13 protein-coding genes are annotated in these 14550 nt (G+C 44.7%); 7 read left to right on the top strand and 6 right to left on the bottom strand.

Going from position 1 to position 14550, the window contains the following annotated elements:
* The 3 genes from NFHSH190041_RS07835 to rmuC all read right to left on the bottom strand — a co-directional run bounded on the left by NFHSH190041_RS07835 (position 1) and on the right by rmuC (position 4377).
* The gene (locus tag NFHSH190041_RS07835) at positions 1-759 is read right to left on the bottom strand and encodes an EAL domain-containing protein (RefSeq protein WP_261924673.1); all 759 of its coding nucleotides are present in this window, start codon (positions 757-759) and stop codon (positions 1-3) included.
* 130 nt (positions 760-889) lie between these two features.
* Positions 890-2806: a transglycosylase SLT domain-containing protein gene (locus tag NFHSH190041_RS07840; RefSeq protein ID WP_261924674.1), complete on the bottom strand. Its 1917-nt coding sequence runs from the start codon at positions 2804-2806 to the stop codon at positions 890-892.
* Between the two features lie 71 nt (positions 2807-2877).
* A complete protein-coding gene (gene rmuC, locus NFHSH190041_RS07845) occupies positions 2878-4377 on the bottom strand; it encodes a DNA recombination protein RmuC (protein WP_261924675.1) in 1500 nt (499 codons plus the stop codon).
* Between the two features lie 196 nt (positions 4378-4573).
* Here rmuC and msrP point away from each other — a divergent pair, with 196 nt between their 5' ends.
* Positions 4574-5602: a protein-methionine-sulfoxide reductase catalytic subunit MsrP gene (msrP, locus tag NFHSH190041_RS07850; protein ID WP_261924676.1), complete on the top strand. Its 1029-nt coding sequence runs from the start codon at positions 4574-4576 to the stop codon at positions 5600-5602.
* Between the two features lie 100 nt (positions 5603-5702).
* A complete protein-coding gene (gene msrQ / locus NFHSH190041_RS07855) occupies positions 5703-6293 on the top strand; it encodes a protein-methionine-sulfoxide reductase heme-binding subunit MsrQ (protein WP_261924677.1) in 591 nt (196 codons plus the stop codon).
* A 76-nt stretch (positions 6294-6369) separates the two neighbouring features.
* Here the strand turns inward: msrQ and NFHSH190041_RS07860 are convergent, their stop codons facing one another.
* Complete coding sequence (locus tag NFHSH190041_RS07860) at positions 6370-6693, bottom strand: hypothetical protein (protein WP_261924678.1); 324 nt, start codon at positions 6691-6693, stop codon at positions 6370-6372.
* A gap of 384 nt (positions 6694-7077) precedes the next feature.
* On the opposite strand from NFHSH190041_RS07860, the gene NFHSH190041_RS07865 reads away from it, so the two are divergent.
* Genes NFHSH190041_RS07865 through NFHSH190041_RS07875 form a run of 3 tightly spaced genes read left to right on the top strand, consistent with a single transcriptional unit; the run spans position 7078 to position 10042 of the window.
* On the top strand, positions 7078-7572 hold the full coding sequence (locus NFHSH190041_RS07865) for a putative 4-hydroxy-4-methyl-2-oxoglutarate aldolase (RefSeq protein ID WP_261924679.1): 495 nt from the start codon (positions 7078-7080) through the stop codon (positions 7570-7572).
* A 35-nt stretch (positions 7573-7607) separates the two neighbouring features.
* On the top strand, positions 7608-9482 hold the full coding sequence (locus NFHSH190041_RS07870; RefSeq protein WP_261924680.1) for an AsmA family protein: 1875 nt from the start codon (positions 7608-7610) through the stop codon (positions 9480-9482).
* On the top strand, positions 9482-10042 hold the full coding sequence (locus tag NFHSH190041_RS07875) for a BsuPI-related putative proteinase inhibitor (RefSeq protein WP_261924681.1): 561 nt from the start codon (positions 9482-9484) through the stop codon (positions 10040-10042). The genes NFHSH190041_RS07870 and NFHSH190041_RS07875 overlap by 1 nt, the downstream gene beginning before the upstream one ends.
* Positions 10043-10117: 75 nt before the next feature.
* Here NFHSH190041_RS07875 and NFHSH190041_RS07880 read toward each other — a convergent pair whose 3' ends face one another.
* Entirely contained in the window at positions 10118-11665 is a 1548-nt protein-coding gene (locus tag NFHSH190041_RS07880; protein ID WP_261924682.1) for a LysM peptidoglycan-binding domain-containing protein, read from the bottom strand.
* 110 nt (positions 11666-11775) lie between these two features.
* Positions 11776-12585, bottom strand: a complete 810-nt coding sequence (gene gloB, locus NFHSH190041_RS07885) for a hydroxyacylglutathione hydrolase (RefSeq protein ID WP_261924683.1) — start codon at positions 12583-12585, stop codon at positions 11776-11778.
* A 165-nt stretch (positions 12586-12750) separates the two neighbouring features.
* On the opposite strand from gloB, the gene NFHSH190041_RS07890 reads away from it, so the two are divergent.
* The gene (locus tag NFHSH190041_RS07890; RefSeq protein ID WP_261924684.1) at positions 12751-13509 is read left to right on the top strand and encodes a class I SAM-dependent methyltransferase; all 759 of its coding nucleotides are present in this window, start codon (positions 12751-12753) and stop codon (positions 13507-13509) included.
* Positions 13506-14423, top strand: coding sequence for a LysR substrate-binding domain-containing protein (locus NFHSH190041_RS07895; RefSeq protein ID WP_261924685.1), 918 nt, complete (start codon positions 13506-13508; stop codon positions 14421-14423). The genes NFHSH190041_RS07890 and NFHSH190041_RS07895 overlap by 4 nt, the downstream gene beginning before the upstream one ends.
* The last annotated feature ends 127 nt before the right edge of the window (positions 14424-14550 follow it).

The raw sequence follows: 14550 nt of genomic DNA on the forward strand, positions 1-14550 counted from the left end.
TCAGCTTAGCAGCTGCTGGGGCATCATGAGGCAGTCTGGTTCAGAAAATAAAGCTTGATCGAACAGTAAAGGAATGGTTTTCGGTGGAGTAATAAATCTGTCTTTGAATAAAAAACCTTGCACTAAATCAATACCAAGTTGCTGGGCCAATTGGAATTGCGTTTCGTGTTCTACACCTTCCAAAATAGTGGTTTTACCGCTAAGTTTGGCAAATTGGATAAGCGACTGCAGCATATGCCTATGATGGGGTACATGAGTACGGGACAACCAAGAGAGGTCAAACTTGATACTGTTGACCTGTCCGAGCAACTCAAGAGACAACATAGTATTAGGCGCCCCGACATCATCCAGTGCTGTCGGGATACCCAGTTGGTTGAGTTCTTTTACCAGTGCGATCGCTTCGTTAGCGTCATTGACACAGATGTTTTCGATGATTTCAACAGTGACTAATGGATTAGCAGACAACATATTGAACAGTTGCTGTTTGTTTTCAGGTGTAACTGCATGGGGATCAAGGTTAATAAACAGCATATGGCCCATAGGTGCCCAGTTTAGCTGAAACTCTTTTGCTTGTTGTTCTATTTGTCCCAGTAATGCATGCGTTACATGGATATGTTCGAAAACGATATCTGGGGCAATTTTTTCGCCATTTTCATCGGTAAATCGGGCGAGGGCTTCATAACCAACAGTTTCCCGTGTGTCTGCTTTCACCAGCGACTGGTATTCACAGCCCAGGCGGAGTGATCGTATGTCTATCATTTGAGGGATAATTTTGATTTAAGCGAGAACGGGATATTTACCTATCATGCTCATTGATACAATCTTGTTTACCAAAGTATTAGTTTGTTTCAGTGTTTTTGTGCGGCACATCAGATTTATACATAGTGAACTAATACTGATATTGACTTTCATTATCAGATAATAATGGGTAAGTTGCTTTATGTTGTAGGAACTCGTAAATCATCCGATAGCTAAATACGGCTTTGACATAATCTCGGGTTTCCTGAAATGGCATTGACTCGATAAAGGCGATAGCATCTAGCCGCCCTTGACTACGGCGTAACCATCGTTTGACGTTGCCTGGGCCGGCATTGTAAGCCGCGGTGGCGAGAATACGGTTATCGTTGAATCGCTGTAATAGCTCACTGTAATAAGCTGTGCCAAGATTAATATTTAAATCAACTTGATAAAGTTGCCGAGTGCCGGAGTAAGGTAATCGATTGGCTCTTGCGGTGGCTCGGGCCGTCGCAGGCATGAGTTGCATCAATCCCCTGGCGCCAACAGGCGAGGTGGCTAGGGGATTGAATGTACTTTCCCGTCGGGCAATGGCTCGGATTTCATCACTATTGACCTCAAAATGGGCTGCGGCCTGATGGAATTGATTGGCATAAGCCAATGGAAAGCGCAGACGAACATAGTTCCAACTGTTAGCCAGAATGCTGCCTTGAACCCCGAGGGCATGCCAACGGCGCTGTTCTGCCATGAGTAGTAATTGGCCCTGGTGTGTGGCCGGAGTATTTTTTAGCAACCAACGCCATTCCGCTCTTGCTGCTGCGGTTTTATTGAGTGATTGCAACTGTTCTAATCTTTGCCAGCTGGGGTGCTGTTTTAGTTTACGTTGTAAATCAGTGATGGTTTTAGGTACAGCTTCATTGAGTGATATGGGAATACCGAGCTGATGGGCAGCGACAAAACCATAAAAATTACGTTCAGAGGCGATGGCGGTCAGTAATTGTTTTTGTTGGCTTGGCTGTTTCGCGATTCTGGCCTGCCAATAACGCCAACGGGCTTTATTAGCACTGTAATTACTTAGCAGAGGTAATGTCGCCGCAACCTGAGTCATATTTTGCTCGCGGATAGCCCAGCGCAAGCGCATTTCAATTAGCTCATCAGAGTTCAGTAATGGCAGCATCATATCAACATACTGGGCTAAGGACGTTTCCTGACGAATGAGCACCCGCCTGACCAGATAGTGGTTAAGTTGCTGACTTTGAAATGTACTGAAACGCGACTGTTTTTGATACTGCTGGTAAAGTTTCACCGCTTGATTGATATCTCGCCGGGCTAACCGTCGTAGGCCTGCATCAACAATATCCCCCACAATAGTGGCTTTACCTTGATATTGCCGGATATGTCTGAGTTGTTTGGGATCGCGATATACCGCCAATAGTACTTTAGCTTGGGGCTGATGAGCCGTAATTTTCCGGCTCAGCCAACTCAGGAGCCCATATTGGCGGGCATCAAATGCAAGCAGCATCCGTTGCCAAATGAGAGCTTGAGTACGATGCCCGGCTTTTTGCCATTCTCGAAATAAAATATCGCAGGCTTTGGGCTGAGAATAACCGTGTAGCCACAGATTTTTGGCACCAGCAAAGGCTAATTGCTGATTACCTTGCTGTAATTGGGCGCGAAAATAATAGCACTGTAACTCGGTATCTCGCGGTAAGGTAGGGCTAATACGAAGAAAATCCTGCCAACGTTTTTGTTTCCCAGCGCGTTTCAAATAACGATGACGAAGTGGATCATAAAAGGGGGTCTGGCTGAAACGTTCAATTGCCACTTGGGCTTTATTCCCCTTGAGTTTGGGTATGTTGGCCTGATGCAATTGGTAATCGAGATAGACGGCCAACGGATAATTATCTAATTGTTTGCGTAGGGTACGGTATGTATTCATATGCCCTTTGCGAAGGGCATTTTGTGCATCAAGGTATTGCTGTTGTGCTGCCGTGAATGCGTGCTGTGCTGCTGTTGCTATTGATGGGAGTAAGAGACTGGCAAACAGCAGAATAAATACGCGTTTTAGCATAGTGTCGGCTTCCTTTCTAACTTTTTGATGACAATGTCCGGCATATCCGGATCCCCTGTCAGGTTAAGCGGTCACTGTGTTACTTGAGTATCATCCAGTGACTCGTTCAACGCACTTTCCAGCAAGATATTATCCAACTGTTTACTAGAGTCTACTCCAAGTTGCTTCATCTGGTGAGCTTGGCGGATAAGATTTCCTTTCCCGGTGCTAAGTTTGCCCATAGCGGCTTGATAACTACGGCTGGCGGTATCAAGATTACGCCCCAGTTTTTCCATATCGTCCAGGTAACCGCAAAGCTTATCGTAAATTCGGCCGGCCTGTTTAGCGATAAGTTGCGCATTACGATTTTGATATTCATAACGCCAGATATTATTGATGGTTCGCAGCGCCACGAGCAAATTAGTGGGACTGACGAGCATGATATTGTGTTCCAAAGCAAAATTCACCAGACTCGGGTCTTGCTCTAGCGCCAGTAAAAATGCCGGTTCAATGGGAATAAACATCAGCACGTAATCCAGACTTTTTAATCCATGGAGTTTTTGGTAGTCCTTCTGCCCCAAGCCACGGATATGGTTGCGCAATGATAAAATATGATCCCGTAGTGCTTGAGCCTGCTCTATCTCATTGGTTGCAGTGTAATAACGCTCATAAGCAATTAATGACATTTTGGCATCGATTACCACATCTTTGCCTTCCGGCAGATGGACAATAACATCAGGTTTAAACTGTTTGCCGTTATCATCTTTTAAATTCTGTTGCGTGTCATATTCATGACCTTCTCGCAGGCCGCTCTCTTGCAATACACGATCGAGGATGACTTCCCCCCAGTTACCTTGCTGTTTATTATCACCTTTGAGTGCTTTAGTTAGATTGATAGCATCTTGACTCATTTTTTGGTTCAAATGTTGCAGTTGCAGCAAGTGGTGTTTCAGTGAGTTGCGTTCGTTTTGCTCCTGATTATAGGAGTCCAGAATTTGCTGTCTGAATCCTTCCAGTTGCTGTTTAAGGGGGCCAAGTACCCCATCAAGCTGTGTAGCATTCTGGCGCTGAAAATTGGCGCTTCGTTCTTCAAAAATTTTTTGGGCCAGATGTTCAAATTGAGTTGTTAGCCGATTTTCAGCGGTTTCTAAAAGGGTGATTTTATCTTGCAGGGCTTTTTCATTTGCGGTAAAGGTGGTCGATAGCGTTTGCTGCATGGCGTTAGATTTGGACAATGCCAGTTGCAGTTCCATGATTTTGTGTTCTTTGGTTTTTATATTGTCTTCAAGTTCGGGGATACGATCAGCCTGAGATTGCGCCCGTCCAAATTCAGCGGAGCGCTGTTCCAACCGTTGCCGAAAAAAATTAACTTCGTCACGATACTCATCAAGCTGTAGTTGAGTATGTTCCAGTATGGCATTGGCTTCTGTAAGTTGCAGTTGATGCTGTTCCTGCAGTTCATCACGTATTGCCTGCCAGCGTTGCCGGGTAAGGCGTTGATTGCAAAGTGCGCCAACGAGTAAGGTTAATATGATGATAGCTGCGAGAGCAAAGAAATGGGCTGGGGTTAATCCGATTAAAAAAGAAGCCATGAAATCATCCGGGAAAGGCCATAAAAACAATGACACAAGAGTGTCACGGCAACTATTGTGCTTCAAGTGGTGATAGGGAAATAGTGTTATTTTGTTTATTCAATCAAGCTTTTAAACTCAGTTGCAAGATTTTAATCACAACACCTGTCTTATATTCGGTTACCTATTTCCGCAAACGAAAACTTAGGCAGTCTTAATGAGCAGACATTTTATCCGTGGTATTAGACGTTCAGCCCGCTGGCAACTGGATGAAAATCAAGCAACATCGGAATCAGTATTTCGGGCTCGACGACAGATCTTACAAAGTATCGGTCTTGGAACCATTGCTGCCAGTTTGCCAGGGGCGGTACAAGCGGGTCTGTTTGATTTGTTTGGGGAACAAAGTGGTTCGGAATTTAAAACGCAGCCACTTAGTTATACCCAGCCCCCCAAGTTTGCTGTTGGTGATCAATCGTTGACGCCTTATCAGAAGGTAACGACCCATAATAATTTTTATGAATTTGGCACAGATAAAGACGACCCCGCCAAAAACGCTCAAAAAATGCAGGTTGACCCCTGGCATTTATCCATCAGTGGTGAGGTTGAGCGGCCTGTGACCTTGGATTATGACGATTTATTTAATTTTGCACTGGAAGAACGGGTATATCGGCTCAGGTGTGTGGAAGCCTGGTCTATGGTAATCCCTTGGGTGGGGTTTCCCCTGAGCCGCTTATTACATCATGTTGGGGTGAAGTCCAACGCTAAATTTGTAGCATTTGAGACGGTATTTGATCCGACTCAAATGCCGGGTCAGCGTAATGCTCTGTTTGGAGGAGGTATTCACTACCCTTATGTTGAAGGGTTAACACTACCGGAAGCGATGAATGAATTAACTTTTATTGCCGTGGGGCTGTACGGTAAAACGTTGCCACCACAAAATGGTGCGCCGGTACGCTTGGTTGTACCGTGGAAATATGGGTTTAAAAGTATCAAATCTATCGTGTCTATCAAACTGACTCACACCCAACCTCCGACAAGTTGGCAGCAAATTGCCCCCCATGAGTACGGTTTTTATGCCAATGTTAATCCTAGTGTTGATCACCCCCGCTGGTCACAAGCATCTGAGCGGCGTATTGGTCCAGGTGGATTATTTTCCGCAACGAGGATCCCGACGCAGCTATTTAATGGGTATGGGCCGGAAGTCGCCTACCTATATAAAAACTTAGATCTAAAAAAAGCATTTTAATAATAGGTATAGGGCTAAATTTGTGCAGGATTAAGTCTCCGCGCATTCAACCCCGAAGTGCACCACAAATATCTTTAGCAGCATATGTAACAGGAATTATATGGCTCGAGTATTCGCTTTAAAGTTGGTGATTCATCTAGGGGGGCTATTACCACTGTTGTGGCTGACATTGGCTGTTTTTACTGGCGAGTTAGGTGCTGATCCTGTGCAGAGAATCATCCATTTCACTGGATTGGGGGCGTTAAATCTGTTGGCGGTCACGCTATCTGTTTCACCACTTACCAAATTGTTGGGTAAAGGTTGGTTACTGCAGGTTAGACGTTTGTTAGGGCTTTATTGTTTCAGTTACGCGACTTTGCATATCTTGTCTTATTTTGCACTTGATTTATTGTTTGCTTTCCCCATGCTATTTGAGGAGATAGTAAAACGGCCCTATATCATCCTAGGCGCAACGGGATATGTATTGTTGCTACTTCTGGCAATCACTTCAATCAATAGTTTGAGGCGTATAATGGGTCGCCGTTGGCAGGCTTTACACAATACAATTTACCTTTGTGCGATTATATTACCGATCCATTTTTATTGGTCGTTAAAGTCAGGCTGGATTGAACCTGTATTTTACGGGGTATTATTTGGTGCTTTGTTATTGTTTCGCTCATCAAAGATAAAGCGGATAATTAAACTAAAATAAAGCAATAAACCGAAACAAATATTTACAAATAAACCCTCCCGGTTAGTTAAATACCAGGAGGTAAATAAAATTTAATTTATTTTTTATTTTGTTCCAAGTCAGCCATGATAGTCACTACATCTTGGTAGGACATATTCAATTCCCGTGACAGGTTAATAATTTTGGTTTTATAAGTTTGTACGCTTTCTCGTTGAACAAGTGCTTTCTTTTTCTCGTCAACCAGTTCATTCACAACTTCCTGAAGTAGCTCTAAACGGCGTAGGCTGTAATCCAGAGAGTTTATATACTTAGCCATTTGAGGTTTATTTCTTGCTTGTTCAAGATCGGCAGAATGCTTTTTATCGTACCCATACTGATCTAGTGCGGCTAACGCACTTTGTAAATCGAGTTCTTTGGTCATAAACATTATCACTTAACATTGCGAAGGTGCCACGGCTGTGGCTGTGAGATTAATCACAAACATATTTTTAAATTATAAGCAGATATTTAGCAGACTCAAAGAAATTTATTTTATTCTGTAATCGGCTTAGCATATCTGCCGTAATGTTGAGCCAAATAATCCGTTTAATAATATTGTATTACCTCTTAAAGTGCAGGCTCTGTACTCTCATGTCTACACCACTTTATCTTAACCAACATTAATCAGTTAGCCTATCTCATGGTCGTTTTGCCTTTTATTTTGTGTAGGCGATAACATCGACATGACCAAAGCTGATGTAAGCCTGACTTGAGGTGTCATCACGATAAGAGTAATCTAAACGCTTATACTGCAAGGAGGCTGAATATGTTAGATCTTTTGCCTGATTTATGTGATTCCTTCCCTGATAAACTGTCTGTATTCCCTTCAATATTTAACCAGTTTGGCGGTCGACGTATTTTTTGTGGTCAAGTTGTTACGGTTAAATGCTTTGAAGATAACTCGCAAGTCAAAAAACTACTGGCTCAGCCCGGAGATGGAAAGATATTGCTTGTGGATGGTGGCGGTAGTCTGCGATTTGCACTCTTAGGCGATATGATTGCCCAGTCGGCAGTTGATAATCAATGGGAAGGCATTGTTATTTATGGTGCTGTGAGAGATGTTGGCGCTCTGGCGCAGATGGATATTGGCATTCAAGCACTCGGTACTGCTCCGCGAAAAACGGTTAAGCGAGGACTTGGGGATGTGAATATCCCCGTTGAAATTGCGCAACACACTGTGCTTCCAGATATGTATTTGTATGCTGATGATAATGGTATTGCGATAAGTCATCAGGCATTAGACCTAGTGAATCCAGCCTGATTGTAATTGGTATTTTTCCATAATAGGAATAGGTTATGAAACTTTTGAAGTGGTTTGGGATAACGCTGCTTGTGGCAGTGATTGCGTTAGTGTTGTACTTAACACTGATTTTTAATCCCAACGATTTCAAGCCTGAGATTATTGCTCAGGTAAATAAACTGACCGGTCGAGAGTTGGTGATCAAAGATGATTTGAATTGGACTTTTTATCCCACGCTGGGCATCAAGTTGGGTGGGGTGAGTTTTTCTAACCCGGATGGTTTTACCCCTGTACAGATGTTGACAGTAAAATCAGTGGTTGCAGAGGTAGCATTGATGCCACTATTGACAAAAGATGTCAAAATTGATGCGTTAAAGCTCGATGGCCTAACATTGAATTTAGTGACGAATAAGCAGGGAAAAACCAGTTTTGATGGTCTAAGTGCAACGGGTAAAAGTAAAAATGCGACGACTAACTCTTCGTCGGAAGGTATAGCGACAAACCAAGCTGCAGCGACACAATCTAATGTGGTTCTTGCCGAGTTAAGTATTGGTGGTGTCGATATTTCCAATACGAGAGTTAATATCATCAATCAGCAGACCGGTACTGAGCAGCATTTCATTTTAGATTCTTTCACTCTCGGTCAATTTTCGCTGGGACAATCTGCAACCTTGGCATATGAGGCACATATTGTTATGCCCGATCTTCAGGTGAATACACAGGGAGATGGTCAAATTTTGCTTGCAGCAAATTTAGGCAGTATTGAGTTGTCTAATCTAACGGTAAAGACACAAGTAATGGGTAAAAGCATCCCAAATGGAAATATCTCAACAGTACTGAAATCTGATATTGCAGTTGATTTACATCATAAACTAGCCAATGTTAACTTAGTTGCACTGAATATCGGTGATATTAATATTAAGGGGAAAGTTGCAGCAGAATACGGTCACGTTACTCCGTCAATCAACCTTGCATTGAATATTGGTGACATTAATCTCAATGACTGGTTACCGCCTAAGTCTGATGCGGCATCTGCAGAAAAGCATGAGCAGAGTAAAAGTACGCCGCCCCGCACAACCAAGGCTACTGAGCCTGATTTAACGGGGATGTCTGCAGTTAATTTGAATGCCGATATTAAGGTTAAATCTATTAATCTTGATAAATTGCATACTGAAAATTGGTTACTACAACTTTCACTACACCAAGGTATTCTACAGCTGAAAAAGCTCAGCAGTCAGATGTATGATGGCCAATTAGATTTATCTGCTACATTGAATGGGCAGCACGATGTTGCTCGTTATGAGTTTAAACAGTCACTTACAGGGGTACAGATCCAGCCGTTATTGCATGATGTTGCTGGGGTTAATTTTCTTTCGGGTAATGCGAATTTCTCTGTCAGTGGTTCTGGTCATAGCTTGATCCCGGAAAACCTACAACGCAACTTATTAGCACAGGGGCAATTCGCTATTAAAGACGGCTCTCTGTATGGGGTGAATATCCCCCAGATGATCAGAAGTGCTGAGGCGAAATTAAAAGGTGATTTTAAGCAAGGCGATCAGGAAGCTTTGAAAACCGATTTTACCAGTTTGACTGGCAGTTTCAGTCTGAAACAGGGTATTGTGAATAACCCGGATCTGGATATGCAGTCTCCACTTATCCGTTTATCCGGTCATGGCGATGCAGATATCATTAATCGTTCTATTGATTACTCCCTTATCACCAAAGTCGTGGCTAGCTTGAAAGGGCAGGGGGGAGAGCATCGTCATAAAGGGTTAAAAATTCCTTTCCGTATTACAGGCACGTTTACGCAGCCTAAATTTGCTTTAGATACCGATGCACTGTTAAAACACAAGGTGCAGGATGAAGTGAAGAAAGTTGAGGATAAGTTAAAACAGCGTTTACTGGATAAACTGGGATTAGGAGGTTTCTAATGAAGAAGGTGACGGTGGCACTCTTGTCTGGAACGTGTTTTATGATGTTGGCTACAGGTTGCCAGAGTAGTGTGGCTGAGCAGACAAAAATTGATGCACCCAAACAGACATTGGCAGTGACGTCGTCATTGATGCCTGACACTGTCATTACTAATTTAAGGGATAAGCGTAAGCCTATGGGGCATGTCGTTCTCAGCGGTACCTTGAGTCAGGAGACAGTAGCTGGACAAGCTGCAAAATTGACATTAACCGTGACTAATCCTACATCAAAGCGCATTGCACTTGAGTTTCATTCTGGCATGGTGGCGGATATTTGGTTATTGGATCCTAACGGGCATCGGATTTGGGCTTGGTCTGAAGGCATGATGTTCACTCAGGCTGTGATGCAGCAAGTTTGGCAACCCGGTCAAACGATGACAGATCATTTTCAGGTTCCAGCTAAAGTGATGGCAGAAGTGAATGCCCCTGGATTTAAATGGGAAGCTAGATTTATGGGGCGAGTGTTACAAGGTAATGAACCAGCGATGACACCGATTTCACTGGATGTTGTAAGACCTTAATTTTGAATGTCTTATTTTTCTAAATAAAAAAAAGCAGCTTTGGAGCTGCTTTTTTTTATTTATTTTCTCTGTGGGTTAAACGCTGATTTTAGTTACATCAACAAACAGTTTCAGCATTTGTCCAGGTTGCAGGTACTTTTCATGCTCCAAACTGTTCCAGCGGATAAGATCATTAACAGTGACATGGAATTTACCGGCAATTCGTGCCAGTGAATCACCAGAACGTACTTTGTAATTAACCGTACGCATCACAGAAGACTGAGTTTGGTTATCGCTGACTTTATTGGTCCAAATGACTAATTTTTGGCCGATATGCAGCGGATCTTTCGGTGCCATACCATTCCACTTAGCCAACTGAGAAACTTTGACATCATTTTCTCGCGCGATTCCCCATAAAGAGTCACCACTTTCAACGGTATGTTCAAATTTATATCGAGCACGTTTTACCCGTTGTTGACGCAATAGGCGCTGATCTTCCGACAGGGAATACAGCTCAGGATCTTTTGCGGCTACCGGAATTAACAGATGTTTACCGGCAATAATCGTATTGTCGCTTAACCCATTTACGGCCCGAATAACTTCAGGGGTCGTGTGGTACGTCTGCGCGATAATACCGATACTATCCCCGGACTTAATTTTATATCTTAACCAATGTAGACGTTCACTGGAGTCAGTATCAGCTAATGCACGTTTAAATCCAGAGGCTTTATCTACCGGAACAACCAGTGTATGCGGCCCTTCAGGGGCGGTAGACCAGCGGTTATAGCCAGGATTGAGTCGATGTAAATCCGACAATGTCATATCCGCTAAATCGGCAGCAAATGAGAGATCAATTTGACTACCAACATTGATCACATCAATGGCGGGTTTATTAGGAATATGCGCCAGTTTTATCCCGTATTTATCTGCATGCTTAATCACATCGGCTAGCGCCAGCAATTGAGGCACATAACGTTCTGTCTCTCGAGGTAAATCTAAAGACCAGAAGTCGATCGGCAGGCCACGACGTTTATTTTGCTTTACAGCATTAAGCACCCGTCCTTCGCCGGTGTTATAAGCTGCAATGGCATACAGCCAGTTCCCATCAGTTTTGTCATGTAAATACTGCAGCATATCTAATGCCGCGTGGGTTGCTGCTGGTACATCACGTCGCCCGTCATACCACCAGTTCATTTTCAAACCGAAATATTTGGCCATCGGAGAGGTAAATTGCCATAAACCAGAAGCTGACCCGTGTGAATAGGCAAAAGGGTCAAAGGCACTTTCGACAATCGGTAACAGCGCTAGCTCAATTGGCATATTGCGCTTTTCCAGCTCTTCAGTAATCAAATACATGAAGGGTGCTGCTCGCTCAGAAACCCGGGCGAGATGTGCTGGATGTTTGATATACCATTCACGGTATTGTTTAACCAGTTTTTTGTCAGGTACCGGCATGTTCATTTCCAACCGGATACGTTGCCATACATCAGTAATGATGATGGGAGGCGGTAATGGGGCTTCTGGAACTGGTGCCGGCGGGACAACTACCTGCGGAGCAGGCTGATGAGCCTGTGTGCTGTCAAGTGTTTGGCAGCCGGAGAGCAGGGCAAATCCCCCCGCCATAAAATAGAACGATAGGCGCATTACGTGGAGCTATCCTCTGTTACTCATGGATTTGGGTACGGTGTTGTTGGTTCTCTAAGCCGAAAAACAACATAGCTTAGTTGAGATATCCGACCATTTTATCCGATTTCTCAAAAGTTGTCTTTCCATTGTCTTAGTTGAGTAAATACTTGAGTGCTGTTGCTAGTTTTTTGACCGCAATGATTTGCAACTTGGGCTTGAACTGAATGTTCGTTGCAGCGCAGAAATGGATTAATCCGTTTTTCCAGACCAATACTGGATGGCAGGGTGGGTAAATGATGTTGTCTTTGCTGTTGGCACCAATCTAGGTACTGGCGGATATCACTGTTATTGGGTTCTACCGTTTGGGCAAACGCTAGGTTAGCCAAGGTGTATTCATGGGCGCAATACACCTTCACATTATCATCGAGCGTGGCAAATTGCGCCAGTGAACGATACATTTGCTCGGCAGTACCTTCAAACAATCGGCCGCAACCGCCAGAAAACAGAGTATCACCACAAAATAGGTTGTTTTGCAGCAAATAAGCAATATGCCCAGAAGTATGACCGGGTACAGACAGTACTTTAGCGCTGCAGTTTAACTCAGGCAGAAAAATCTCTTCGTTACCCTGAAGGGCGCTCGTTATGCTCGAGATAGACTCCTGTGCTGGACCATAGATTTTGACATCAGGAAAGGCAGCTTTGAGCCTAGCAATACCGCCTGTATGATCACTATGGTGGTGGGTGAGTAGTATGCCGGACAAATGGCTGTTATTTGCGGCGAGATAATGTAGCACTGGCGTGGCATCTCCGGGATCAACCACATAGGCATCTGAGTGTTCAGCCCGATGAATCAGCCAAATATAATTATCATTAAAGGCGGGGAGTGGGATAATCGTCAGTGTGGCAGCCATATTATCTGTTGCAGCAGGTGTCGACATGATGAGTTGGCCTGTAAAATGAGAGATACGGGCAGTTTACCTCCGCAATGACTTGCCTGTATACCCGAGTTACTTCAAGATGTTGACTAAACACTACTGAGTCGGCTTGTTAGTGGAATATGTGTCTGACTTAGTGTCGATTTTTCTGATGTGATGGAGTGTCAATTGCCTCATTTTCAGCGCAGCCCACTGCCAATCAGTCCTGCTCATTGGCAAGATTTTCCGAATGGCGAGCATATTAAGCAGCAGGTGGAACTGGCGATGGCGCCTTGGTGGCCTCGTATTTTCGGCTATCACCTACTCAAGCTAGGGCCGCTTAGTGCTGAAGTGGATAGCCAAGCTTGCACTATTTTGCATCAATTTAGTGTCTTTGACACTCAAGGGGCTGCACTGCGGGGGGATATTGCTCAGTTGCCGTTGCAACATGCCAGTGTTGATGCCGTATTAGCCAATTTTGTACTGGAATTTGAAGCCAACCCTTATCAGGTGCTACGTGAAGTTGATCGGGTGTTAATTAGTGGCGGACAACTGATATTAACCGGCTTTAATCCCCTGAGTATGGCATTTGCCGGTAAGCTTTTACCTCGATATCAAGGTTGCCTGCCTTGGTGCGGACATTTCTTTTTGCCATCTCGGGTCAAGGATTGGTTGGCGCTGTTGGGATATCAGGTGATTTGTGATGAACGCCTGCTGTATCATCCCCTGTTTGGTGCAATGGATAACGCAACGCGCTGGCAACAGGCGCTTGCCTCTTGGCTACCGGGGGCTGGCAGCCTCTATCTAATTATTGCCCGCAAGTTAGAGAGTCCATTAACCCCTATTCGTGAAAAGCACAAAGTGCGACGACCACGCTGGCAAACTGTTCCTAGCGCAGGTCGGGTTCAGAGTGACACGCCATCCGGGGCAGAGTTAAAACGTCAATGAGAATTACCCTGAAACAACTGATGGTCTTTGATGCCATCGCTCGAACCGGGCAGGTTGCCCGGGCTGCTGAGCAGTTAAATTTATCATCTCCTGCAACCTCTATGGCGCTGGCTGAGTTAGAAAAACAGCTTGGGGCGCGATTATTTGAACGGCGGAGTAATAAACTGCAGCTCAATGCTCAGGGCAGTTTGCTGTTGCCGCTGGCGGCAGATGTGTTAGAACGTGTGGATCAGATTGAGCATGCTTTTAGTCAGCAAGGTAGTGGTTTACGCGGCACTTTAACCGTGAGTGCCAGTTCCACCATAGGCAATTATTTGCTGGCGCCTGCCGCCGTGGCATTTAGCCGCACATACCCAGATGCCCAGGTACAGCTGGACATTTGCAACACTAGGGAAGTGATTGATGCTGTGGCTCAGGGGCGAAGCGAATTGGGCTTTATTGAAGGGCATTGCCTAGATCGACGCTTAACCGTGGAAGGGTGGTTCGGTGACACCTTGTCCGTATTTGCTGCGCCTGATCACCCGTTGGCGGGCCAAGAGGTGACCATCAGTAGTTTAGGCGCTGCGCGGTGGATCCTACGGGAAGAAGGCTCTGGTACCCGAGAGATTTTTATCAGTGCGGCCATGGGGCAGGGATTATACCCGGATGTGGCATTCAGTTTCACCGGCCAAGAAGCGGTAAAACAGGCTGTACGGCAAGGCGGAAGCTTGGGAGTACTGTCATCTCTGACGTTGGAGCAAGCATTTGCCCGGGGGGAATTGGTCCCTGTATCCGTGCCGTCTTTACAGCTTAAACGGCCTTTTTATATTATCAGCCATAAAGGTCGGCGCGGCTCTGCTTTGGGGCGGGCATATCGCAGTTTTTGTGACGGTTGGGCTGAGCAGCACCTGGGGCAGCATTTGATCTCTCACTAAATCCAAGTCCCTCGAAGTAGCAGTGTCTCTGGCTATAGCGCATGGCTACTCTTAAGCCTTTACCGTATTTCCTTGGCCGAGAGTGAAAGAATCGCCATAGTAATTTAGCTGTTTAATTCATTAGCTT

The organism is Shewanella sp. NFH-SH190041 (assembly GCF_024363255.1).
GTDB lineage: Bacteria > Pseudomonadota > Gammaproteobacteria > Enterobacterales > Shewanellaceae > Shewanella.

Excerpts from the sequence above, each read along its gene's own strand:
- NFHSH190041_RS07895 (WP_261924685.1), top strand. The coding sequence starts at position 13,506 with ATGAGAATTACCCTGAAACAACTGATGGTCTTTGATGCCATCGCTCGA.
- msrQ (WP_261924677.1), top strand. The coding sequence starts at position 5,703 with ATGGCTCGAGTATTCGCTTTAAAGTTGGTGATTCATCTAGGGGGGCTA.
- NFHSH190041_RS07880 (WP_261924682.1), bottom strand. The coding sequence starts at position 11,665 with ATGCGCCTATCGTTCTATTTTATGGCGGGGGGATTTGCCCTGCTCTCC.
- gloB (WP_261924683.1), bottom strand. The coding sequence starts at position 12,585 with ATGTCGACACCTGCTGCAACAGATAATATGGCTGCCACACTGACGATT.
- NFHSH190041_RS07875 (WP_261924681.1), top strand. The coding sequence starts at position 9,482 with ATGAAGAAGGTGACGGTGGCACTCTTGTCTGGAACGTGTTTTATGATG.
- NFHSH190041_RS07860 (WP_261924678.1), bottom strand. The coding sequence starts at position 6,693 with ATGACCAAAGAACTCGATTTACAAAGTGCGTTAGCCGCACTAGATCAG.
- NFHSH190041_RS07865 (WP_261924679.1), top strand. The coding sequence starts at position 7,078 with ATGTTAGATCTTTTGCCTGATTTATGTGATTCCTTCCCTGATAAACTG.
- NFHSH190041_RS07840 (WP_261924674.1), bottom strand. The coding sequence starts at position 2,806 with ATGCTAAAACGCGTATTTATTCTGCTGTTTGCCAGTCTCTTACTCCCA.
- NFHSH190041_RS07835 (WP_261924673.1), bottom strand. The coding sequence starts at position 759 with ATGATAGACATACGATCACTCCGCCTGGGCTGTGAATACCAGTCGCTG.
- NFHSH190041_RS07870 (WP_261924680.1), top strand. The coding sequence starts at position 7,608 with ATGAAACTTTTGAAGTGGTTTGGGATAACGCTGCTTGTGGCAGTGATT.
- msrP (WP_261924676.1), top strand. The coding sequence starts at position 4,574 with ATGAGCAGACATTTTATCCGTGGTATTAGACGTTCAGCCCGCTGGCAA.
- rmuC (WP_261924675.1), bottom strand. The coding sequence starts at position 4,377 with ATGGCTTCTTTTTTAATCGGATTAACCCCAGCCCATTTCTTTGCTCTC.